Genomic DNA, 22743 nt, shown 5'->3' on the forward strand with positions numbered 1-22743 from the left:
CCTTCTTGATTTCAAGTTTTTATTATACTAATTATAACATTTACTTCAATATAATATAACTTTACTATTGTATCTATCTTATTCTTCTTAAAATAAAAAACGCATCTAAACATAGACACGTTTCCATTACTATAATTTTAAAATAGCTTTTCCTATAGTTCTCTTTAACTTAGTAGCTTCCATTATAATACCATATAAAATATTTACAATCACATATATAACCAAAAATACTGATACTTTATCTCCAACTTTATATCCAAAAGGCATTAAAATTAAATTAAATAAATAAAGCAATACAAAACTTGCTAATAAACTTATTCCCTGATCAATTATACTGGCCCCCAGCTTCGCTAGAAATCCACTTTTGTTTTTAATTTCTTCATTAGAAGACTCTTCTACTTCTTCTATTTTTTCTAATTCTTCTGCATTTTCTAAAGTTGCTTCCATATTTTCTTGTGTTTCAACTATAGTTTCTTCCGTTATATTTTCCTCTTCTATAATATCATTTTCACTTTTTATATTTTCTTCATCCTTTAACATCCAATATCCTCCTCACATAATAATTATAAACTCTCTGATAAATATACTATACTTTAAATTATCTGTAAATTAATTCTATGTAAACTTAGTATGAATTTACATAAAAAATTTATTTTTCATCCATTTAAAGTAAATAATTATACATATTAATTAAAATTGTTAATATATTTTACTTTCAATATTAATTTTTCTAATTTAAACTTATAATGTAACTATAAGCTTAAAGGAGGTATTATATATGTCAAATTATAAATGTCCTAAATGTGGATGTACTCAATATGAAAGTGACCAATTTCAAGCAACTGGTGGTACCCTTTCTAAATTATTTGATGTGCAAAACAAAAAATTTATAACAGTAAGTTGCAGAAGTTGTGGTTATACAGAATTATATAAATCAACTACATCTACAGGAGAAAATATTTTAGACTTCTTAACTAGCTAATTATATTTAATAGCTATGGTGAAATTTTTTTATTTCACCATAGCTTAAGTTTTATTCACGTACACTAAAATATTTATAAATACGTTTAATTATTAAAACTAAACGTTATTTTTATTATTTGCTTCTCTATATAATTTATATAAGTAGTATAGATTTATAAAAACTATTATTGCATTAGCTATAGCTACAGGATATGCTTCTATGATTAGTCCGTATATTACAAATAAAACACATCCCATTAAATTAATAAATCTTAGTTTGAATATGTCTTTCATAAACATAGAAATTGTAATTAGTATAGATGCTAAATAACCTATCCACTCAATTAATGTACTATTAAACATGAGTCATCCTCCTAAAGTTTGTTATATTTATTAATAAATATTCATTCCACATACTAATAAAACTAATGATAAAAAATATGTTTATTTATAGTTTCTCTATTATATATTTTTTTATTTATGTAATAATTTTTTTTTTCAATTTTTACTTTTTACATCTTATATGATAATATAGCTTAATTCTTGGATTTAAATCATAATATAAAAAACTATCTCAAACCAAAGATTTAAGATAGTTTTTCATATCATAATTTTCTATACTGTTATAATAATACACTAAGCTTAAAAACAGTTATAATAATTATTTATTCTACTTATTTTTATAGATTACTAATTATATTTTCAACAATTGTATTAAATGTATTTTTGAATTCTTCTTGGTGCTCTTCCTCACCTCTAGATAAATTACTTATACTACTTATCATAGGTAACTCACCTAAAAGACTTAGCTCCATATTCCTTAAGAATTTTTCAGTATCTTCTCCATTAAATAATTTAATTTTTTTATCACAATCAGGACATTTAATATAGCTCATATTTTCAATAACACCTAAGACTTTTATATTTAATTTTCTTGCCATGTTAACCGCCTTTGCAACTATCATAGATACAAACTCTTGAGGAACAGACACCATAACTATTCCATTTATCGGAATATCTTGCATTACTGTTAGTGCTACATCTCCTGTTCCAGGTGGCATATCAACTACTAAATAGTCTAACTCACCCCAAATTACGTCTGTCCAAAACTGTTTAACCATTCCACCAATCATAGGACCTCTCCAAATTACAGGATCATCTTCATTTTCTACTAGCAGATTTAAAGACATAACCTTTATACCTTCTTTTGATTCTACAGGATATATGTTTTTGCCATCGCCCATAGCTTTTTTACCTGTAAGTCCAAGAAGTCTTGGTATACTTGGTCCTGTAATATCTGCATCTAAGATTCCTACTCTATGCCCCATTTCTTTTAATTGTCTCGCTATCAAAGTAGTCATTGATGATTTACCAACTCCACCTTTTCCACTCATAACTCCAATAATTGTTTTTACATTATTTAAAGGATTGTTTTTTATTCCACAACTTCCTTTATCTTTACTGCATCCACCATTTGATGGGCATGTATCACATGCTGACATAAAATCATCTCCTCATTATTATTGGTATTTGCTAAATTTATATTACTTCTCTTTCAAATTGCTGTCAAATTCCAATAATGCAATTTCTTATGGATTACAATATTATAATTTCAATTCAATATACTATATTATTAAATTAAAATAAATCACCTAAGAGAATGATTATTACCATATAAAAGAATCTACTACAAATTAAAGTTCTGTAATATTGCATGCTAATTCTACCTTGATTACATAACTTATTTCTATAGTAAATTCTTCTACTGATTTATCTCATTAATATATTTAATTCTATTCCCATGTTTCATTACAATAGCTACATAGTTTTTTATTATCTACACAATTCCTATTGCCACATCGTATACATTCTTCATAGCCTTCATCATAATAATTTATTTCATTTTCAAAATTATATTCTTCTTCTCCCCAATTGTCTTCTGGGACTCCATGATTATTCATTATGTTCTCCTCCTAAACTTTTATAAAATATAGTTTTAAATATTCCCATAATCTATAGGATATAGTATTATAATTTCCTGTAATAATTATATTTATACTTAATAACCCATTTTATAAAACAATTCACCAAGATGAAATTAGATGAATTTCTGAAAATACTATACTGCTTATTCTCACCACTGAACAATAGCTTACTTCTTAGTTTATTATGTATTATTTTGTTGTAATTTGTAGTTATAACGTTTTCGAATAGATTATTATTATTTATTTCAATTTGTAATAAGAGTTATATACTAATATTTATTATGTTATCCTATATAAGGAATTGTTACATACTTTTCACGTAAGTATAACTTACTTACAATTGATTCATATATGTGAATCAATTTAGTAGTATATAAGGGGGATTACAATGAAAAAGACTAAATTTCTCAGCATTGGACTATCTTTAATACTATCTTTATCCTTAATTGGATGTAGTTCAAAAAATAGTTCTACTGATACTGAGGCAAAAACAAATGAAACTGCTCAACAACAAATAAAAGATGGAGGGACAATGGTATTTTCAGCTAGAACTGATCCAAGCTGTCTTAATCCATTTTTTCAACAAAACAGAGTTACTTATACAATAAACAATGCATTATTTGATCCACTATATGTAGTTGATAAAGATGAAGTAAGATATTACTTAGCAGAAAGTATGGAGGCTTCTGAAGACAAACTTACATATACATTAAAATTAAAAGATAATTTAACATGGCATGACGGTACAAAAATAACAGCAGATGATGTTGTTTATAGTGTAAATGTAGCTAAAGATGAAAATCAAGGAATTGATGCTAGACAAACCTTTGTTATTGATGAAAAAGAAGTTCAAGCTAATAAAATTGATGACTTAACTGTAGAATTTAAACTTCCAAGTACCTTTGCACCATTCTATATATCAATTGGAGATTTCAGAATAATTCCAAAACATATCTTTGAAGGTGAAAGCAATTTAGCAGAATCAGATAAAAACAATAATCCAGTAGGTTCTGGTCCTTTTAAATTTAAAGAATGGCAAAAGGGTGAGATGGTAACCCTTGAAAGATTTGATGATTATTATTTAGGAAAACCTCATTTAGATAGTGTAGTTTATAGTATAATTCCAGATGATAATACTTCAAAAATTGCTTTTGAAAATGGAGAAGTTTCAGCTGCATACTTAGCTGAAGATAAATTTGAAACCTTCTCTACAGATGACAGATTTAAAACTCATTCTTTTGATGAAGGAATGCTAAACTATATTATACTTAATGAAAAAAATGAAAACTTAAGTAAAAAAGAAGTTAGACAAGCTATATCCTATGCCCTAAATAAAGAAGAAATTCTAAAAACATCTTATACTAATTTAGAAAACACTGAAAAAGCTTACTCTATTTTAACTCCAAACACAAAATTCTATACTGATGATGTAGAAAAATATGATCAAAATATAGAGAAAGCCAAAGAACTCATGGAAAAATCTGGTGTTGGTAATATAAAATTAAATTTTCAATACACTCCAAAAGATAGTAAAGTTGCCATGGTTGTTAAACAACAACTGGCATCTATCGGTATAGAAGTAGATGCTCAGCAAATAGATGACAATGTATACTTCTCAAAAATTCTTGGAGAGCAAGAAAGAGATTACGATATACTTATAAATGGATATGTTATGGGAAATGATCCAGATGGATATTCTAGTGCTTATATGTCTGATGGTAGCTTTAATGCTCAATGCTATGTTAATAAAGAACTAGACAAGTTGTGGAAAGATGGAACTTCTCAATCAGATGATGCAAAAAGAAAAGAAATATATGAAAAAATTCAAAAGACCATAGCTGATGATGCTGTAGTATATCCATTGTATTATTCTAAATCACTAATCGGAGTTGATGCTAAATTTGGTGGAGTTGAAGACGCTAAATTAGTACCTATATATATGTTTGAAGATTTATCAAAAATATATATGATTCAACAATAAAAATATATCTATATGGCTCATTTACCCTTTCCGGGTACTTGAGCCATTTTTACATAAGTTTCTTCCATAGAAAGGATAAGTATTATGAAAAATAAAATTACAAAGAGAATTTTACAAGCTATTCCTATGCTTTTATTTATATCCTTTGTATCTTTTTTGCTTATGAACCTGGCTCCAGGAGATCCTGCTCAAGGATATATAACCCCTAAAATGTCAAAGGAGCAGGCAGATTTAATAAGAACAAGTCTTGGATTAGATAAACCTATGTTAACTAGATATTTCTTGTGGCTTAAAAATGTATTAAGTGGTGATTTGGGTTACTCCTTGGTTTCTAGACAATCTGTAGCCAGTGAAATTTCTTCAAGATTTTTAGCTACGGTGGGGCTTATGGGTTCTTCCCTACTTCTTGGTATTTTAATATCAATTCCTCTAGGATTATATACGGGTATGCATAGAAATAAATTCTTAGACAGATTTACAAATATATTAAACTATATTGCAATTTCTATACCTAGCTTTTGGTTTGCAATGATATTGCTTTCAATATTTTCTTTAAAGTTAAAGTGGCTTCCTAGTGTTGGTATGAGGACTATAGGTGTAACTTCAACATTAGATGTTATAAAACACGGCATATTACCTACTATAGTACTTAGTTTATCTAATATAGCTGTTCTTACAAGATATGTCCGTTCTTGCACTATAACAGAACTAAAGCAAGATTATATTGTTACTGCAATTTCAAAGGGTGCAAGCAAAAATAGAATTCTATTTAATCATATTATGAAAAATGCTCTTCTTCCAATGATAACAATTCTTGGAATGAGCCTACCATCTTTAGTTTCTGGTGCATTTATCACTGAAACTATCTTTGGATGGCCTGGTATGGGAAGACTTGGCATCAACTCAATAAAAGCCTTAGATTATCCAGTTATAATGGCTATGACTTTAGTTACCTCAATAATGGTTGTTATAGGAAATCTAATTGCTGACATTAGTTATGTACTAGTAGATCCTAGAATACGTAGGGGGGATAAAAATGTTTAGTATTAGATTTAAAGAAAACTTTATAAGAGAGCTTAAAAAAAATAAGTTAGGAATATTTGCTTTAATATGTTTAGCTTTAATAATTATTTTATCTATTTTTGCATTTTTAACTCCCTATAATCCCGACACTATTGATATGAGTAATCAATTTGCTTCTCCAAATTTAAAACATATATTTGGAACAGATGAACTCGGAAGAGATTACTTTACTAGAGCTTTATATGGTGCACGAATCTCCTTAATAGTAGGTGTACTCTCCATGATGGTATCTATATTCATCGGCACCCTAGTTGGTGCTATAAGTGGACTATTAGGAGGCAAAGTTGATGCTATTATAATGAGAATAATAGACATGTTAATGAGTATACCTCTATTCTTTTTACTACTAATAGTAAATTCCTATTTAAGGCCAAGTATAGCCAATATAATAATCATTATAGGTATATTTGGATGGATGAGTATCGCTAGAATAGTCCGCTCAGAAACATTATCCATAAAAGAAAGGGATTATATTCTATGCTCTAAAGCATTAGGTAGCAATAATATAAATATAGTAAAAAAACATATAATTCCTAATGCTATTTCTACAGTAATTGTTGCAGCTAGCATAAATATAGCCGATGCTATACTTATGGAATCATCTCTAAGTTTTTTAGGTTTAGGAGTACAACAACCAATGGCTTCTCTAGGTAGCATGCTTCAAACTGCACAATCTAGAATTGGGGATAAGACTTATTTAGCAATTTTTCCAGGGTTTATAATATTATTAATTGTATTAAGCTTTAACGTTCTTGGTGATATCTTGAGAGTAGCATTAGATCCGTCTCAAGGAGAGTAATTAAAACATATAAGTATAAAAATAAAAATTATGCTATAATTTATGTTATAACATAATTTTTTAGGAGGTTTTTATGGACACTTATACCCTTCCACTTTATCAAAAATCAAGTTTAAAAAAGTCTCTAAAATTTCTTTATTTATTTTTTGTACTATTTTTTTTAATATTATCTATTCTTATATTTATATTTATTACTAAAGAAAATCCCATTATGGGCATTGTTTTTGGCTTGATTTTACTTGTACTTTCTATTTTCTTTATGTATCTATTTATAAATATTGAAATTCTAAAGAAATTTCAAATTGAAATTACTTATGAATATATTAAAATCACTACACCATTTATTAAAAAATTTGCATTTTGGAAAGATATTTATAATGTACAACTCTATAATTATCAAAATAATCCTATGTTATCTTTCTTGCTAATTAAGGACTTAAATAAAAAAACAAAATCATCTATATGTAATAATTTAAATTTACTTTTAGGGATTCCACCAACTTCCTTTCAGATATCTCTTAATCTTTTTAAAGATATAGATATGGAAAAACTTTATAATACTATAGTTATGCAACTAGATAAAGTATCTGTAAATGATGCTAATATAATTACCGAGATTTCAAATAATATTTACAACAGACCAAATAATAACCTAATTAAATCAATTATACTTTCCTTTATTTTTACATTTATAATTGGAATTATATATGGACTTTCCATATACAAGCTGGAAAGCAATTATTTAATAATACCTATATTGGGTTCTTTATTAATTATATCTGTCTTTAATAAATACTATTTAGAAAAATCTTTTAAATTATCTATTAGATGTTTAGTAGGTTTTATTTGTTCTCTTCAAGTCCCTATTTCAATTATATCTATGCTATTCATAGATTTAAAATCATTATTACCACACACCAAATTACTAATGATACTAAAAATGTTAAAGTCAGATGTAAAGTATATAATTTATAATCCCATTGACCATTTTTTACTCTTCTTAATTTTTATAGTTTCCTTTGGAATTGGATTTTTATATGGAAGAGTTTCTAAAAAAAATTCAGAAGAACATTCCGAATATCTAGATATATAAAAGAAGCCTAGGTTAAATTACCACTAACCTAGGCTTCTTTTGCTATATTATAAATAATTATTCCATAATAATTCTTAATAAGCTCTTATTTTAAGTTTTTGTTTCCCATAAATGTTAGTCCTATCATTCCTTGTCCAGTGTGCGTTCCAATTATAGGACCTATAGTACTAATAATAATGTCTTTCACAAGTTCCTTTTCTCTAATAATATTAGCAAGATATTCCGCTCTTTCTAAGCTATCTGCATGGCCTATAATAATAGTTTGTTCTTTCAAGTTTGTACCATCTTCTAACATCTTATCTAGTAATTTTTCCAAGGATTTTTTGTCTCCTCTTACTTTAGACACATTTACTAACTTTCCTTCATAGTCAACACTCAATACAGGCTTTATTTTTAAGGTTGTCCCAATAATTGCTTCCACTGAAGAAATCCTTCCACCTCGTTTTAAGTGATGCAAATCTTCAACTGTAAACCAGTGGCAAGCATTATTTCTGTATTCTTCTATCCACTCAACTAATTCCTCCATGGCTAAACCTTCTTCTTTTTTCATTACAGCATTGTATACTAGAAGTCCTTCTCCCACTGAAGCTGAAAGAGAATCAACTGATATAATTTTTCTTTCAGGGTATTCCTCTTTAAGATCTTGTATCACTAATTGAGAGTTATTATATGTTCCACTAAGTCCTGAAGAAAACGCTATATATAAAATATCTTTTCCTTCCTTTAGTAGCTTTTCAAAGTATTCTCTATAAGTAAAATAATTTATTTGTGTTGTAACAGAAGTATCACCCTTCTTTAGCCTTTCATAAAACTCATGGCTTGTCATTTCTCTCTCATCGGGATAGTGTGTATAAGTTTTATTTCCCATGTCATAAGCCATAGGTATAATGCCTATATTTATTTTCTCTATAATATCAAGAGGTAAATCTACCGTTGAATCTGTAATAACAACATAGTCTTTCATATATTCTCCTCCTTTATAACTCATTTTTGCATTTCATACTATATGTGTCTAAAATACTATTTTAACATTTATTAAGTCTAATGTATATGCACAGACTTATTAATTTGTTCAATTCATCACTAATTTTGTTGAATTTAAAGCCTTCTAGAACTTTTTGTTCTATAATTGAAATTATTCTCTATTAAAATAATTTCAAGCAAAACTTTACCTATATTAATTGACCACTCTATACTCATAGGTAAGGTCTATATGGTCCTTTTCCACTTCAATTAAAGCTTCAAAAACTTTTTTTACATTTTCATCACATACTTCATTCTTATATCTTTCATAATAGTAAACAGCATGCTCTTCTCTTTCCTTCGCCAATTTCAAAAGTGCTTCATCACTATCATGCTTGTCATAATTTATTTTAGATAAAGTAGGTGTTTTAGTAAAACCTCCTAGTCCCATATGAACCTTTGAATGAAAAATTTCTATTTTTGATAAAGCCTGAAAAGCCTTAGAAATCTTTTCACTCTTTGCTGTTTTAGCTGCTTCTTTATAAAATTCTCCATTAAATATTTCAAGCTTAACAGCATGGTCTAAAATTTTTAATGTATTCTCATCTAAATTCTTACTATCTACTTCAATAACTTTATCACTATTACTTAAATAAATACTGCTTACTCCACAGAATGGGCAATACACTATATTATCTATAGAATTTATATTTAAAAAAGCAAATGAATTAAAATCATAATTTTTCTCATTAATATTCATTCCACATATTTTGCATTTCATATTAATTCCTCCTAACCTCAATATATATATTTTACCATATATTTAAAGTATTTAAAAATAAAAAACCTTTAGAGCATATTAAATTACTATTAGTATGCTAAAGGTTTTATTTATATTCTATAATTTTATCTACATAGAAAAATATAACTTTATTATGTAGAATAAATGTTATTCTTCATCACATGCATGTTCTAGCATGTCTAAAACATAGTTAGGAAGAGCAAAAGATCCCACATGTAGATCTGTATTATAATATTTAGTTTCTAATCCTAAAGAGTTCCATGCCTCAGCATTTAAATCTTTTACAGGATCATACTTTTTAGATGCAAATCCAAATAACCAATGGCCCGAAGAATATGTTGGAATATGCACTTGATATACTTTACCTATTGGGAAGGATTCTTTTATACGCTTATGAGCTCTCTTCATTGAACTAGCATACATTTCATAATACGGACTTTCATGTTGATTTACTAAAATTCCTTCTTCATTTAAAGCATCAAAACAACTCTTATAGAATTCTTTTGTAAATAAGCCCTCACCAGGTCCTATAGGATCAGTAGAATCTACTATTATTAAGTCATAGTAATTTTTCTTATTTTTTACAAACTTAATGCCATCCTCAAAGTATAAGTTTACTCTTTCATCTTTTAACTTACTCGATGTTATAGGAAAATACTCTAAACATACATCAACAACTTTCTTATCTATTTCTACCATATCTATTTCTTTTATTGTGCTATATCTAGTTAGTTCTCTAATAGTTCCCCCATCTCCAGCTCCAATAACTAAAACTTTTTCAATCTTAGGGTTTGTAGCCATGGGAACATGAACTATCATATCATGATAAATAAATTCATCCTTTTCTGTTATCATAACTATTCCATCTAAAGTGAAAAATCTTCCAAATTCCTTTGTCTCAAATACATCTATCCTTTGAAAATCACTTTTTCCAGCATATATTTGCTTGTCAATCTTTATTGAAAATCTAACAGTTTCTGAGTGATTCTCAGTATACCATAACTCCATTTTTCATCCTCCTAGTTTATATATTATTATTCATTATAAACATTCTTACCACTAAATATTTCTATCATTTCTTTTCTAAGTGCATTACTTATATTAAGTCTTTCTCGTGGTAAGAATTCATGAGTATCTTTTTTAAATAGATAATTTTGCAAATCAATTTCCTTTATAAGCAATTTAGTATGGAAAATATTTGTTTGATACATATTTATATCCATAGCATCATACTTTTCTAAAGTCTTATCATCAATATAATCTTGAATTGATTTAATTGGTGTATCTATAAAGCATTTTTTACCATTAATATCACGCGTGAATCCTCGAACACGGTAATCAATAGTAATTATATCAGAATCAAAACTACTAATTAGATAATCCAATGCATTTAGTGGAGAAATTTCTCCACAAGTAGATACATCTATATCTACACGAAAGGTTGCTATAGAATTATCTGGATGATATTCAGGATAAGTATGTACCGTTACATGGCTCTTATCCAAATGTGCAACAACGGTTTCCTTAGTTTTCAAAATATATTTGCCACTATTACATGATTCATCTATTAACCCGTCCCCTAATGGCTCCTCCGAAATTAATATAGTTACACTTGCACCTTGTGGATCATAGTCCTGCTTGGATATGTTTAATACATGAGCACCAATAATATCAGTAACATCACATAAGATTTTAGTTAATCTTTCTGAATTGTACTGCTCATCAATATAATCTACATACTCCTTTTGTTCTCTTTCACCCTTTGCATAGCAAATGTCATAGATGTTAAAACTCAGTGTCTTAGTAAGATTATTAAAGCCATATAATTTGATTTTATTTTCCATTCTTTTATATACACCTTTCCTTTAGATGAAATTCACTGAATAAATTTTATTAGGAGTTGTTGAATTTGTCAATAATAATTTGAAATGTAATTATTACATTTTATTATATATGAAACTGTATCTATAGTTTCAATATATTTATTATAATTTTGCTATAGTATAAAACATCCCTACTGACGATTTAGTTATATAATCTAGAAAATCATAATCTTTTGTATGAAGTTGAGTATGATTCCTTTAGGACTTAATATTCCTAAATTTAATATATAACATGCTTTTTTTACTTTTACCTTACATTACAACTTGATATAATTAATTTATCTCTTACTTATTTCTTATAGACTTGTTTTCATTTTGTTTGTTTAAATTACAACAATCCATCTTTCTTTTTCCATATAACTCCTCATTTTGCTTTGCAATCTTATCTAAAAAGTTATTAACTGCTTTCTTTACTCTAGTAAACATAATACCCCTCCATAATAGTTTTTTATTAAATTATATCAGTAATTTGTGTGTTTTTAATGGAGTTTCTAATCTAAATACTATATTTTATACAGAGTAAGCTTTTATTTATATAATTTATTACATATTATTCTAAATTATACTATATGACATTTTATTAAATCATCACCATCTTTACTTTTATCAGTATTTAATATTTTTTCAAGACCTTCTTCCACATAATACTCATTATCCTGTTCTCTTACCTTAACTTGAGTATTATTATTTAATAACGTTGATTGTTTAGAACATTTATTTATTTGCTCAATTGAAACATTTTTAAGTAATTGACTTTTTGGGATTTCTCTTATATCCATAAATATCACTCCTTTTAACATCCACAATATTATATAAAGCTAGATATATTTTGTATTCTAATATATAGTATAAGCAAATTAAAATATTTTATTTGGTAATAAGATATGTTGATGTACTTTAAATATCTATTTACATAAAGTCTCCTTTTCTATTAGAAATAGTTGAGAAATATATTTTCTGTCTTATTTAATAACTTTGTTTTATAAAAATGATAAGGAATACAGCTTACACCGTATTCCTTATCTTATGATAGTTATTCAAATTTAAAAGCATTTATCATTTCTTGTAGTTTTTCAGACATTTGTTGTAATTCATTAGCATGACCTGTAAGCTCCTCAGAAATCCCTGTTACCTCTTCTGTTGAAGCAGTTACCTCTTCTGAAGATGCGGCAGTCTCTTGTGATATAGATGATATGTTTTCTATTTGGGCTACTACATTGTCCTTCTTTCTATCAATAACTACTATATAATCGCTAATTTCAGTAACTTTATTTATTAAATCTCTCATTCCTGTCATTATGTCATTAAATACAGCCTTTGCTTCGTCTACCACTACCTCTTGCTCTTCTACAATCTTTCCAGTATCCTTAATAGCTACAACAGCAATGTTAGTCTTATTTTTTATATCATCCACTATTTTCTTAATTTCCATAGTAGAATCCTTTGATTGCTCCGCAAGCTTTCTAATTTCTTCTGCTACTACTGCAAAACCCCGACCAGCTTCACCAGCTCTAGCTGCTTCAATGGATGCATTAAGAGAAAGTAGGTTAGTTTGCTCTGTAATCTGTGAAATAGTATCTGATACAGAATTTATTTTTCCTGTACTCTCATCCATCTCTATAACTAATTCTGATACTTTAGTAGTTGAAACCTTTGTATCGTTAGATTTCTCTATAAGTGTATCTACCATGCTTAACCCTCTGTTACTTAGATGATTAGCATTTTCATAAACTGCGCTCATAGCTTCAGTAGCTTCATTTAGTAGTTTCAAGTTCTCTGATAACTCAATCATAGCTGTAGAACCATCTTGAGCACTATTAGCTTGCTCAATAGCTCCACCAGACACATCTTCTATAGCTCTTGCTACTTCACTTATGGAAGCACTAGTTTCCTCAGCTATAGCAGATAGATTAGATGAGGTTTCTAAAACTGTATTGGAAGATTGGTTAACACTTTTTATTAAAGATGATACATTTTCTATCATTACATTAAAACTTTCACCTAATTCTTTAAATTCATCTCTTGACTTTATATTAACTTTAACCCTTAAGTCTCCATCCTTAATCTTGTTGAACGCTGTTAATAATTTATTAATATTCTTTGATATAGAATTACTAAATATAAAAGATACTACTATAGCTATTAGAGCTATCACTCCTAAAGTTAGCATAATTATATTTTGTATATTTTGTGTATCATTTAATAGTTCTTTATCATCCAAAGAAGCTACTATTTTCCAACCTGTTAATTGACTTGTAGTGTAAACAGCAAATTTACTCTCACCATTAAACTTATATTCAGTAAATCCTTCTTTATTTGAGCTTATATCACTCCAAACTGAGAGTTTAGCAGCTTCATCAGTACCTATAATTTCTTTATTGGGATGTGCCACTAAATTACCATTAGCATCAGATACATACATGTACCCCTCATTCCCTACCTTAATCTCAGATAATCCATCAGAAAGATTCTTTAAACTTACATTAAGTCCTATAACTCCAACTGCATTATTATTTTTCTCTATGGTTTTAGCTACAGTTACTACATTTTCACCTGTTGTTGCACTTTTATATGGAGGAGTTATTACTAATTGTCCCTTATTTTCCATAGCTAGTTTATACCAAGGCCTGGATTTATAGTCATAATTAGCATCAGTGTTTGCTTCTGGGTAAATATGAAATTTCCCCTTTTCTGTTCCCATAAATACATTTAAAATATCTTCATCTGAATTTTTAACATCCATCATTAACATTTTAGCAAATTTAAAGTATTCTTCTTTATCCTCCGCTTCCACAATATTTGTATTATTAGATAGTAGCTCTACAGACTTAGACATGCCGATAAAATAGTTATCTATTCCTCTATTCACCTCTAAAATTGTTTGTTTACTTGTAGTTTCAAGCTTATCTCTTAGAGTTGATTTTGATTCTGAATATATAGTTATCCCCATTCCAGCAACTGGTACTAAACAAATTAGTAAAAGTATAACTATAAGTTTAACTCTAATACTTTGTAATTTAAATTTCTTAAACTTATTAAATTTCTTAAATTCCATAATTATGTCCTCCTATATGTATAATATTTTTTGTATTTTATATATTTTTGTAATTTATATACATATTATTAATAAAGATTAAACTTCTTAAATAACTATTATATTTACTCTATAAAAATAACTCTTTGAACCTTTCTTTAAATTTAATTACAAAATATATTATAAAACTTACTATTATATACTCGAATATATATAACATTACTTTATAAATAACTTAAATATATATTTATATTAAAATGTATATTTTAAACAAATAAGCAAACAAAAAGAAGCAAGTTTCCTCTCGCTTCTTAAATTAATCAACATATTCTTGGTATTAATTCTCCTTGTAGCAGTCCCAATACCCTGGTACCTTCAATATAAGTTTTTAAATATAATTTACTTTTGCCATCCTCTAACACATGACCAATAATAGCAGCTTCTCTTCCTAATGGATTTGTCTTAATTGCATTTAGAATCTTATGGGCATCTTTATTGCTCACTATGCAAATCAGCTTACCTTCATTAGCTACATATAGAGGATCAAATCCTAAAAGCTCACAAAAATTTCTTACATCATCTCTTATAGGTATATCCTTTTGCCATATTTCCATAGACTTTCCACTGCTATTCACCAATTCCTTTAAGGTGTTAGCTAAACCACCTCTAGTCGGGTCTCTCATTATTCTAACCTCATTACTAGCGTTCATTATAATTTTTGTTAGTTCATTAAGGGCAGCACAATCGCTTTTTATAACTGATTCTATATCCAAACTTTCTCTTTCATTTATAATAGATACTCCATGATCTCCAATGGTCCCGCTTATAATTATTGCGTCTCCTTCTCTAATCTCCTTTATGTTTAACTGATAATTATTTTTTTCTATATATCCTATTCCTGTTGTATTAATATAAATTCTATGGCCTTTTCCACTTTGTACAACCTTAGTATCTCCTGTTACTATTTTAACTCCTATTTTATTAGCAGTATCTGCCATAGATTTTACTATTTTCTCTAAATCCTTAATTTCTAACCCTTCTTCAAGAATAAACCCAACAGATATATATAGGGGAGTTGCACCACTTACACACAGATCATTTACAGTACCACAAATACTCAGTTTTCCTATATCTCCACCCTTAAAAAATACGGGATCTACCACAAAACTATCTGTAGTTACTGCTATTTTCCCCTTAATCATATCTAATATAGCTGAATCCCCTTGTTCCTTTAATGTATCATTATTAAAATACCTTAGAAACACATTATTTATTAATTTATAAGTTTCCTCTCCTCCACTCCCATGGGCTAATGTTATAACTTCCATAGTTCCTCCTAATATAAAACTTAAATATATATATATAATTAAAATTGTTACTATATTCTATATTAAACTTATAATTTAAAATTCTTTTGTACTGTATACAATACCACAACTTCCTTCTTTAGATACCATGCATGGACCAATTGGAGTCCTAGGTGTACACACTGATCCAAAAGCCTTGCAATCCATAGGACTTTTCATTCCCCTTAATACGTCTCCACAAATGCATCGTTTATCTTCATTTGCAATTTTACTTTTTAAAGAAAATTTATTTTTAGCATCAAAGGAACTATATTCCTCTCTTAATTTATATCCCGTACCCTCCATATTTCCAAAACCTCTCCAAAAACTAGATGAAGTTTCAAAGACCTGATTTAATATCTCTTGTGCTTTTCTATTTCCTTCTGGATAAACAAAACCTTTATATAAGTTTTCACATCCGTAGCTGCCTCTCTCTTTTTTATCTATGATATAAAGTATCCCAGCTAATATATCTATAGCCTTGAAGCCACATATAGCCATAGGAGTCTTATACTCATTAGATAATCTCTCAAAAGGTCTACTGCCAATTATTGTTGCTACATGACCTGGGCATATAAATCCATGAATTTTAACTTCTTTATCTAAAATTAGTGTTGACATAACCTTCGGCATAGTCTTTAAAGAATTTAAAATAAAAAAATTACTTATATTTTTTTCTAGTGCCTCTTTTATTGTAAGGGCTATTATAGGTGCTGTAGTTTCAAATCCAATAGCTAAAAAAACTACATTTTTCTCTCTATTATTCATAGCTACCTTCAATGCATCCAATGGGGAATATACTACTTCTACCTTTCTTCCCTTAGCTATCTCTTCTCTTAATGAACTCTCGCTACCCCTAACCTTAATCATATCCCCAAAGGTGGTTATTATTACATCTTTTTTCTGGCTTAACTCGATGGCATGGTCTATAAAGCTTTCATCTGTTACACAAACTGGACATCCTGGTCCTGATAACAACTTAATATTAGAGTGTAAGAGCTTATCAATACCAGAATTATAAATACTTCTTGTATGAGTACCACAAATCTCCATTATATTTATATTTTCCTTACATCTTCCCTTAATGGCTTTTAACAATTTAATAGCCAAATTAATTTCTCTTGAATTTCCTTCACCTTTATAAAACATTCTAAAAGTCTCCCATTAACTCCTTAAATATATTTAAAGTGTCTATAGCTTCTTTTTCATCTATTTTTTCAATGGCACAGCCAACATGAACCAAAACATATTGTCCAACAACTAAATTTTCTATTAGACTAGTATTAACTCTTTTTCTTAAACTTCCGAATTCAACCAATGAATTACCTTCATATATTTCTATTACCTTTCCTGGAATAGCTACACACATATTATTGCTCCTTACATAACTCATTTCCAATAACCACCTGACCTATAGATAATCCCCCATCATTGCAAGGAATTAATCTATGGGTTATAACTTGAAATCCACTTTTTCTTAAGGATCTCTCTATTCCTTCTAATAAAATTGAGTTTTGAAATACCCCTCCACTTAAAGCTACCTTACTTATGCTATATTCTTCTCTCAACTTAATACAGATTTCATTAGAAAAACCTATTATAGTATTATGAAATTTAAAAGCTATTCGCCCTTTATCAATCTTATTATCTAAATCCTTTAGAATGTCTCTAATCATATTATTTATATCTATTATATAAGGTAGACTATCATTAATTTCCCACTTATATCTATTCTCACACCTCTTTATATAATCATAATCATTAGTACCCTTTAAAGAATCAATGAAATCTCCTGCTAACCCTTCAACATACATAGCTGCTTCTCCTTCATAGGATGCTTTTTTCTTAAAACCTAAAAGACTGGCAATTCCATCAAATAATCTTCCCATACTAGAAGTTAGTGGACAATTGAAATTCTTTTTTAACATATTAATAATTATCCTTGATTCCATACCATGAAAATATCTACAAGCAACTTCTTCAAACTCTTCTTCCTGTGAAGCTCCACATAAAAGAGAAAGTCCAATTCTCCATGGAAATTTTACTGCTCCATCCCCTCCAGGCAAAGGAATATATTTCAAATGTGCCCCTCTAATAAAATTCTTTTTATCGCATATTAAAAACTCTCCTCCCCAAAGGTTTCCATCTTCACCATATCCCACTCCATCAAAGGCTATCCCTATGACTTTATCATTTTCTTTGTTTTCTATCATACAGCTTACTATGTGGCTATGATGATGATAAACACCTAAGGTTTTCATCTTGCTCTTATTTAAATAATTTTTACTCCAATAATTAGGGTGCATATCATGAATAATTGCACTTGGTTCAACTCTAAAAATATTCTTCATGTGCTTTAATACTCTATTAAATCTTAAATAATTCTCTTCTCCATCCATGTCCCCAATATAGGGACTTGTAAAAATACATTCTTCACTACCCAAGGAAAATGTATTTTTAAATTGAGACCCTAAGGCTAGGATATTTTCTTTAAATATATATTTATTATAGTAAGGTGCATAGCCTCTACCAGCCCTTATAACCCTCTCGTAACCTCCAACTACCTGAACTACAGAATCATCAACAGGCATATTTATTTCTCTATTATGGATTAAAAAATAATCTACTATTTCACTAAGATTATCTGTAGCCTCTATATCCTCATATATTATTGGCATAGTACTTAAATTCCCGCTAGTAAAAACTATAGTATCTATATTGTTATCAAACATTAAATAATGAAGGGGAGAATAGGGCAATAATACTCCGAGTCTTTTATTACGAAAGGAAATATTAGTTGGTAATTTATTGCTCTTTTTCTTTAAAAGCAATATGGGTTTCTTATTTCCTGTTAAAATTTCTTTTTCTTCACTATTTACATAACAATATTTTTCTACTACATTTATATCTTTCATCATAAGAGCTAATGCCTTATCTGGTCTGTTTTTTCTAACCCTTAGTTTTTCTATAGCTAATTCATTATTTCCATCACAAACAAGATTAAAACCACCTATGCCCTTAACACCAATTATTTTTCCTTCCCTTAAGTACTTTCTCACACTTTCAAATTCGTCTTTAGATTTTATAAGGTTACCCTTATTATCTAATAGAATTACTGTTGGACCACAAGAAGAACAACAGGTAGGCTCTGCATGAAATCTTCTATCATTAGGATTTTCATATTCTTCCTTGCATTTATCACACATAGTAAAATTATCCATAGAAGTATATCTTCTATCATAGGGAGTGCCTTTTATTATTGAAAATCGAGGACCACAGTTTGTACAATTTATAAAAGGATATAAATATCTTCTTGGATTGTTACTATCCCTTAGCTCTTTTTCACATTCCTTACATGTAGCTATATCTGGAGAAATTAAAGTCATCCCATTCTCCTCTGTACTTTCTACTATAAGAAACTCCTTATAATCCTTTAGGCTTTTTTTATTCTCAACTAGTACTTCTTCAATACTACTTAACTCAGGAGCTTTTTCCTTAAGGTTGGCTAAAAAGTTTTCTGTACCTACTTCATTTCCTTGAATTTCCATAACCACTCCCTTACTTGTGTTATTAACCCAACCTGATAGTTCATTTTCTATAGCTATTCTATATACAAAAGGTCTAAATCCTACACCTTGAACTGTCCCTTTAACCGTAATTCCTTTTCTAATCACCTTATTCTCCTTCTATTCTGTAAAGCAAAATTTCATAACCTGAAGTTATTTCATTACTTATCTGATTACAAATAGGACACCTTCTATTTGTAATCTTCAACGGAAATTCCTTATGACAATTATTACAATATGCCTTACTTAGTAACTTCTCTATAATAAGTTTTGCACCCGCACAACAACTACCTAAGCTCATTTCTTTAAAAATAAAATCAATGGAGGAATTATCTATACAAGAAAATTCTCCTATTTGCAAAATTACTTTTTCTACCTTAGTTATATTATTCATCATACACTGCTCTTCTACCATATCTATAACGTAATTAATTATTGAAATTTCATGCATCTATATCACCAATTATCCTTTTAATTTCCCTAAATACTTCTTTAGTAATTTCAGAAAAATTATTCTTTAAAGTTTTAGATAATTCTAAGGAATAATTCACCTTTTCCACTTCAATACCAACTAAATATCCAGGAATTTCTCTATATTCCTCTCTTAAAACCTTCAAAAGATTCTCACTATGCATATCTCTGCAAGGGCTAATAAATTTATCACATTCCTTTAAATTTAATACTGAAACCCTACCAGGCTCAATTCCAAAGTAGGTGCTGTCTACTAGAATAACAGTATCTTCCTTATTAATTCCATTTAAATAATATACATAATCAATTCCAACTATTAATACCTTCACATCTTTGCTATAGCTTTCGATTTGGTCCCCTATGGACTCCATTATCTTTACTCCTATACCATCATCACCTAAAATGATATTTCCTATGGCAAAAATCTTTATCATAGTATATTTATTGTTATAGGCTCATATTTATCACTGGTTACATGGGCGGCACAGTTTAAACATGGATCAAAACTTCTTACTATACGCCCTATTTCTACTGGATGGACCATATCTTTTATCTCTGTCCCTATCAATGCTTCTTCCACCGGCCCTTTTATTCCTCTATTGTCAGTTGGAGATAAATTCCAAGATGAAGGTGGTATTAAAGTATAGTGATGTACTAACTTATTTGTAATAGACAACCAATGTCCTAGTGCTCCTCTCTCTGCTTCTACTAATCCAATGCCTCTTGCTTCCTCAGGCATTTCCCATTGCTCTTGATAAGCCTTCTTTAGTTTTAATAAATCTATTAATCCCTCTATAGCTTCACATAATCTCTTAGCTTCTATTGATTTAGCAATTATTCTATCCATAGTAGATACTCCCCCACTATAGTCACCACTTAAAGTCATTCTAGCTAATGCTCCAACCTCCATAGGATTTCCCTTATATCTAGGTGCATTAACCCAACTGTATGCTTCTGGTTTATATGGATTATAGGTGATTTTATTGTCTTCTCCTGGTATTATAGTTTGAGAATCTGATTCTACCCAAGTTTTAGAAATATCTTCAGTTATGTTGCCAGACTTAAATTCTTCTCTAATTCCATTTATCATTACTCCAGTTGATACCATTTTAATTGGATGTAAATAATTATCATATAATCCATAACTCATAAAATTTTTATATCCACCACCAATTTTAAAATAATCTTCATAGGTAGCTGCTATAGCATATACATCCGGTATAAGCTTATCTACAATAAAATTTTTTATTACTTTTATACTATATTTAATGTTTTCTATTTGTGGTATATCAATATTGGTAGTTGTGCCACCTACAAAAATACCATGACAATGAGGAACTTTTCCAGCTAATTCAGCTACACCTCTATGAGCTTCTCTACTATACTTTACTGCCCCTAAGTAATCTTCATTTATTCTTTTTGTATCCTCTCTAGATAACCTGTAATCAGCAGCTTTAGCACTTTCTGTTTTATACAACGGATTTATATGAACTATATCTACATAATCTGGAAATACGAAAAAGTATATGTGTCTCAAATAATTCTGCAAAATTTCAAATCCGTTAGCGATATCTCTAACTACTTTTCCATTGAAGTCAGGTTCAACTTTCATTGCATCTTCTAGACATAAGGTAGCAGCTACAGCATGATGAGTAGAACAAATTCCGCATACCCTAGGAGCAAGCCTTATAATATCTAATGGATACCTACTTTTAAACATCTCCTCAAATCCTCTAAACTGACTTCCACTACTTTTTGCATCTACAATCTTATTATTAACTATATTTACTTCTATATTTAAAAGCCCACTTACCCTAGTCAATGGATCAATTACTATCTTAGTCATAATTAAACCCCTCCATATTTTACAAAAGGCTCCATTCCATCTGGAAATTTAGGTCCTGCACATCCTATACAATTAGTATTATCCCCTATAGGCCAATTATCAGTACCATTCCATCGGCTTATAGGACAATATGCATAGGTTATTGGACCTCTGCAACCTAAAGAAAACAAACATTCTGGATCTCCAAATTTCTTAGCAAATATTCCATCATCGAAAAATCTTCTTCTTGGACAATTATCATGAATTGTCTCTCCATAATAAGCCTTTGGTCTTCCATCACTATCAACTTCTGGCATACCATAGGATGTAATGTAACCCAATATTCCCATAGTCCAAACAGGATTAGCCGGACAACCTGGTATTCTAATAATATCATCTTTTTTTAAAAACTCTGATATGCTAACTCCGTTAGATACATTAGGTCTTGCTGCAGTAGGTCCTCCATAACAAGCACATGTTCCCACTGAAATAATGTATTTAGCATTTTTAGCTATTGTTTCTACAGCCTCCATTGCTGTTATTTTTCTTCCATTATAAGTAGCTACAGTAGTGAATAGACCATTATCTCTTAAAGGTACTGCCCCACAAACTAAAAATATATATTCAGTATCTAAAATATCAAATATTCTCTCATAGCTTTCCTGTCCCTCATCTCCATTTATACTTCCAAAGAAAATCATATTAACAAATTCCTTTAGCATATAAACCACGTCTGGTTCATCTCCATTCAGCAGAGAAATAACTTCTCCAAAACACCCTGATATCTCTAGCCATATAGCATTAATTCTTCCCTTTTTACCTTGTTGTACTTCTTCAATTGCTCTTTTAGTATAGGATATAGCCAATTCTTCTATAGCTTTTATATGTTCATTCTTATACTTGCAACAGCTGCATTCTCCTAATTCTCTTCTTATATTAATATCCATAA

The 22743-nt window shown here is 28.9% G+C and carries 24 protein-coding genes; 5 read left to right on the forward strand and 19 right to left on the reverse strand.

The features are described from left to right. Positions 1 to 129 precede the first annotated feature (129 nt). Complete coding sequence (locus tag ABDZ93_RS16610) at positions 130 to 540, reverse strand: RDD family protein (RefSeq protein WP_343827615.1); 411 nt, start codon at positions 538 to 540, stop codon at positions 130 to 132. Between the two features lie 238 nt (positions 541 to 778). On the opposite strand from ABDZ93_RS16610, the gene ABDZ93_RS16615 reads away from it, so the two are divergent. Further along, positions 779 to 982 (forward strand): zinc ribbon domain-containing protein, encoded by a 204-nt coding sequence (locus ABDZ93_RS16615; RefSeq protein ID WP_343827616.1) that lies wholly within the window; start codon positions 779 to 781, stop codon positions 980 to 982. A 98-nt stretch (positions 983 to 1080) separates the two neighbouring features. On the opposite strand, the gene ABDZ93_RS16620 is transcribed toward ABDZ93_RS16615, so the two are convergent. From ABDZ93_RS16620 to ABDZ93_RS16630, 3 genes are all read right to left on the reverse strand, one after another. Further along, positions 1081 to 1326, reverse strand: coding sequence for a YgjV family protein (locus ABDZ93_RS16620; RefSeq protein WP_343827617.1), 246 nt, complete (start codon positions 1324 to 1326; stop codon positions 1081 to 1083). 317 nt (positions 1327 to 1643) lie between these two features. Continuing rightward, a complete protein-coding gene (locus tag ABDZ93_RS16625; protein WP_343827618.1) occupies positions 1644 to 2465 on the reverse strand; it encodes an Mrp/NBP35 family ATP-binding protein in 822 nt (273 codons plus the stop codon). 291 nt (positions 2466 to 2756) lie between these two features. Then, positions 2757 to 2924 (reverse strand): hypothetical protein, encoded by a 168-nt coding sequence (locus ABDZ93_RS16630; RefSeq protein WP_343827619.1) that lies wholly within the window; start codon positions 2922 to 2924, stop codon positions 2757 to 2759. 412 nt (positions 2925 to 3336) lie between these two features. Here ABDZ93_RS16630 and ABDZ93_RS16635 point away from each other — a divergent pair, with 412 nt between their 5' ends. From ABDZ93_RS16635 to ABDZ93_RS16650, 4 genes are all read left to right on the forward strand, one after another. Continuing rightward, a complete protein-coding gene (locus ABDZ93_RS16635; RefSeq protein WP_343827620.1) occupies positions 3337 to 4929 on the forward strand; it encodes an ABC transporter substrate-binding protein in 1593 nt (530 codons plus the stop codon). 84 nt (positions 4930 to 5013) lie between these two features. Continuing rightward, entirely contained in the window at positions 5014 to 5973 is a 960-nt protein-coding gene (locus tag ABDZ93_RS16640) for an ABC transporter permease (RefSeq protein WP_343827621.1), read from the forward strand. Continuing rightward, positions 5966 to 6811 (forward strand): ABC transporter permease, encoded by an 846-nt coding sequence (locus ABDZ93_RS16645; protein ID WP_343827622.1) that lies wholly within the window; start codon positions 5966 to 5968, stop codon positions 6809 to 6811. The genes ABDZ93_RS16640 and ABDZ93_RS16645 overlap by 8 nt, the downstream gene beginning before the upstream one ends. Positions 6812 to 7022: 211 nt before the next feature. Continuing rightward, a complete protein-coding gene (locus ABDZ93_RS16650) occupies positions 7023 to 7904 on the forward strand; it encodes a hypothetical protein (RefSeq protein ID WP_343827623.1) in 882 nt (293 codons plus the stop codon). A gap of 85 nt (positions 7905 to 7989) precedes the next feature. Here the strand turns inward: ABDZ93_RS16650 and ABDZ93_RS16655 are convergent, their stop codons facing one another. The 15 genes from ABDZ93_RS16655 to ABDZ93_RS16725 all read right to left on the reverse strand — a co-directional run bounded on the left by ABDZ93_RS16655 (position 7990) and on the right by ABDZ93_RS16725 (position 22741). Continuing rightward, entirely contained in the window at positions 7990 to 8868 is an 879-nt protein-coding gene (locus tag ABDZ93_RS16655; RefSeq protein WP_343827624.1) for a DegV family protein, read from the reverse strand. Positions 8869 to 9081: 213 nt separating this feature from the next. After that, positions 9082 to 9648 (reverse strand): ferritin family protein, encoded by a 567-nt coding sequence (locus ABDZ93_RS16660; RefSeq protein ID WP_343827625.1) that lies wholly within the window; start codon positions 9646 to 9648, stop codon positions 9082 to 9084. Between the two features lie 168 nt (positions 9649 to 9816). Beyond that, complete coding sequence (gene speE / locus ABDZ93_RS16665; RefSeq protein ID WP_343827626.1) at positions 9817 to 10677, reverse strand: polyamine aminopropyltransferase; 861 nt, start codon at positions 10675 to 10677, stop codon at positions 9817 to 9819. A gap of 26 nt (positions 10678 to 10703) precedes the next feature. Next, complete coding sequence (gene speD, locus ABDZ93_RS16670) at positions 10704 to 11513, reverse strand: adenosylmethionine decarboxylase (RefSeq protein WP_343827628.1); 810 nt, start codon at positions 11511 to 11513, stop codon at positions 10704 to 10706. A 324-nt stretch (positions 11514 to 11837) separates the two neighbouring features. Further along, positions 11838 to 11978: an LDCC motif putative metal-binding protein gene (locus ABDZ93_RS16675; RefSeq protein ID WP_343827629.1), complete on the reverse strand. Its 141-nt coding sequence runs from the start codon at positions 11976 to 11978 to the stop codon at positions 11838 to 11840. A gap of 134 nt (positions 11979 to 12112) precedes the next feature. Next, positions 12113 to 12331 (reverse strand): hypothetical protein, encoded by a 219-nt coding sequence (locus ABDZ93_RS16680; protein ID WP_343827630.1) that lies wholly within the window; start codon positions 12329 to 12331, stop codon positions 12113 to 12115. 254 nt (positions 12332 to 12585) lie between these two features. Beyond that, entirely contained in the window at positions 12586 to 14607 is a 2022-nt protein-coding gene (locus ABDZ93_RS16685; RefSeq protein WP_343827631.1) for a methyl-accepting chemotaxis protein, read from the reverse strand. A gap of 299 nt (positions 14608 to 14906) precedes the next feature. Then, on the reverse strand, positions 14907 to 15914 hold the full coding sequence (gene hypE, locus ABDZ93_RS16690) for a hydrogenase expression/formation protein HypE (protein ID WP_343827633.1): 1008 nt from the start codon (positions 15912 to 15914) through the stop codon (positions 14907 to 14909). A 75-nt stretch (positions 15915 to 15989) separates the two neighbouring features. Further along, positions 15990 to 17081: a hydrogenase formation protein HypD gene (hypD, locus tag ABDZ93_RS16695; protein WP_343827634.1), complete on the reverse strand. Its 1092-nt coding sequence runs from the start codon at positions 17079 to 17081 to the stop codon at positions 15990 to 15992. 1 nt (position 17082) lies between these two features. Beyond that, the gene (locus tag ABDZ93_RS16700; RefSeq protein ID WP_343827635.1) at positions 17083 to 17325 is read right to left on the reverse strand and encodes a HypC/HybG/HupF family hydrogenase formation chaperone; all 243 of its coding nucleotides are present in this window, start codon (positions 17323 to 17325) and stop codon (positions 17083 to 17085) included. Then, positions 17303 to 19606, reverse strand: a complete 2304-nt coding sequence (gene hypF, locus ABDZ93_RS16705; RefSeq protein ID WP_343827636.1) for a carbamoyltransferase HypF — start codon at positions 19604 to 19606, stop codon at positions 17303 to 17305. Before hypF ends, ABDZ93_RS16700 begins: the two co-directional genes overlap by 23 nt. Position 19607: 1 nt before the next feature. Beyond that, positions 19608 to 19949, reverse strand: coding sequence for a hydrogenase maturation nickel metallochaperone HypA/HybF (locus ABDZ93_RS16710; protein WP_343827638.1), 342 nt, complete (start codon positions 19947 to 19949; stop codon positions 19608 to 19610). After that, positions 19942 to 20403 carry a hydrogenase maturation protease gene (locus ABDZ93_RS16715; RefSeq protein ID WP_343827639.1) on the reverse strand — a complete coding sequence of 154 codons (462 nt, stop codon included), beginning with the start codon at positions 20401 to 20403 and terminating at the stop codon, positions 19942 to 19944. Before ABDZ93_RS16715 ends, ABDZ93_RS16710 begins: the two co-directional genes overlap by 8 nt. Then, positions 20400 to 21815 carry a nickel-dependent hydrogenase large subunit gene (locus tag ABDZ93_RS16720; protein ID WP_343827640.1) on the reverse strand — a complete coding sequence of 472 codons (1416 nt, stop codon included), beginning with the start codon at positions 21813 to 21815 and terminating at the stop codon, positions 20400 to 20402. The genes ABDZ93_RS16715 and ABDZ93_RS16720 overlap by 4 nt, the downstream gene beginning before the upstream one ends. 2 nt (positions 21816 to 21817) lie before the next feature. Further along, positions 21818 to 22741, reverse strand: coding sequence for a hydrogenase small subunit (locus ABDZ93_RS16725; protein WP_343827641.1), 924 nt, complete (start codon positions 22739 to 22741; stop codon positions 21818 to 21820). Between the last annotated feature and the right edge of the window lie 2 nt (positions 22742 to 22743).

The sequence above is a fragment of the Clostridium subterminale genome, from assembly GCF_039521425.1.
GTDB classification, from domain to species: domain Bacteria; phylum Bacillota; class Clostridia; order Clostridiales; family Clostridiaceae; genus Clostridium_J; species Clostridium_J subterminale.

What these genes read in the sequence shown, in the direction of transcription:
- ABDZ93_RS16650 (WP_343827623.1), top strand. Translation starts at nt 7,023, where the DNA reads ATGGGCATTGTTTTTGGCTTGATTTTACTTGTACTTTCTATTTTCTTT.
- ABDZ93_RS16725 (WP_343827641.1), bottom strand. Translation starts at nt 22,741, where the DNA reads ATGGATATTAATATAAGAAGAGAATTAGGAGAATGCAGCTGTTGCAAG.
- ABDZ93_RS16635 (WP_343827620.1), top strand. Translation starts at nt 3,337, where the DNA reads ATGAAAAAGACTAAATTTCTCAGCATTGGACTATCTTTAATACTATCT.
- ABDZ93_RS16625 (WP_343827618.1), bottom strand. Translation starts at nt 2,465, where the DNA reads ATGTCAGCATGTGATACATGCCCATCAAATGGTGGATGCAGTAAAGAT.
- ABDZ93_RS16660 (WP_343827625.1), bottom strand. Translation starts at nt 9,648, where the DNA reads ATGAAATGCAAAATATGTGGAATGAATATTAATGAGAAAAATTATGAT.
- speD (WP_343827628.1), bottom strand. Translation starts at nt 11,513, where the DNA reads ATGGAAAATAAAATCAAATTATATGGCTTTAATAATCTTACTAAGACA.
- ABDZ93_RS16620 (WP_343827617.1), bottom strand. Translation starts at nt 1,326, where the DNA reads ATGTTTAATAGTACATTAATTGAGTGGATAGGTTATTTAGCATCTATA.
- hypD (WP_343827634.1), bottom strand. Translation starts at nt 17,081, where the DNA reads ATGTTTTATAAAGGTGAAGGAAATTCAAGAGAAATTAATTTGGCTATT.
- ABDZ93_RS16640 (WP_343827621.1), top strand. Translation starts at nt 5,014, where the DNA reads ATGAAAAATAAAATTACAAAGAGAATTTTACAAGCTATTCCTATGCTT.
- ABDZ93_RS16680 (WP_343827630.1), bottom strand. Translation starts at nt 12,331, where the DNA reads ATGGATATAAGAGAAATCCCAAAAAGTCAATTACTTAAAAATGTTTCA.
- ABDZ93_RS16685 (WP_343827631.1), bottom strand. Translation starts at nt 14,607, where the DNA reads ATGGAATTTAAGAAATTTAATAAGTTTAAGAAATTTAAATTACAAAGT.
- ABDZ93_RS16720 (WP_343827640.1), bottom strand. Translation starts at nt 21,815, where the DNA reads ATGACTAAGATAGTAATTGATCCATTGACTAGGGTAAGTGGGCTTTTA.
- hypE (WP_343827633.1), bottom strand. Translation starts at nt 15,914, where the DNA reads ATGGAAGTTATAACATTAGCCCATGGGAGTGGAGGAGAGGAAACTTAT.
- ABDZ93_RS16715 (WP_343827639.1), bottom strand. Translation starts at nt 20,403, where the DNA reads ATGATAAAGATTTTTGCCATAGGAAATATCATTTTAGGTGATGATGGT.
- speE (WP_343827626.1), bottom strand. Translation starts at nt 10,677, where the DNA reads ATGGAGTTATGGTATACTGAGAATCACTCAGAAACTGTTAGATTTTCA.
- ABDZ93_RS16655 (WP_343827624.1), bottom strand. Translation starts at nt 8,868, where the DNA reads ATGAAAGACTATGTTGTTATTACAGATTCAACGGTAGATTTACCTCTT.
- ABDZ93_RS16700 (WP_343827635.1), bottom strand. Translation starts at nt 17,325, where the DNA reads ATGAGTTATGTAAGGAGCAATAATATGTGTGTAGCTATTCCAGGAAAG.
- ABDZ93_RS16710 (WP_343827638.1), bottom strand. Translation starts at nt 19,949, where the DNA reads ATGCATGAAATTTCAATAATTAATTACGTTATAGATATGGTAGAAGAG.
- ABDZ93_RS16610 (WP_343827615.1), bottom strand. Translation starts at nt 540, where the DNA reads ATGTTAAAGGATGAAGAAAATATAAAAAGTGAAAATGATATTATAGAA.
- ABDZ93_RS16615 (WP_343827616.1), top strand. Translation starts at nt 779, where the DNA reads ATGTCAAATTATAAATGTCCTAAATGTGGATGTACTCAATATGAAAGT.
- ABDZ93_RS16630 (WP_343827619.1), bottom strand. Translation starts at nt 2,924, where the DNA reads ATGAATAATCATGGAGTCCCAGAAGACAATTGGGGAGAAGAAGAATAT.
- ABDZ93_RS16645 (WP_343827622.1), top strand. Translation starts at nt 5,966, where the DNA reads ATGTTTAGTATTAGATTTAAAGAAAACTTTATAAGAGAGCTTAAAAAA.
- ABDZ93_RS16675 (WP_343827629.1), bottom strand. Translation starts at nt 11,978, where the DNA reads ATGTTTACTAGAGTAAAGAAAGCAGTTAATAACTTTTTAGATAAGATT.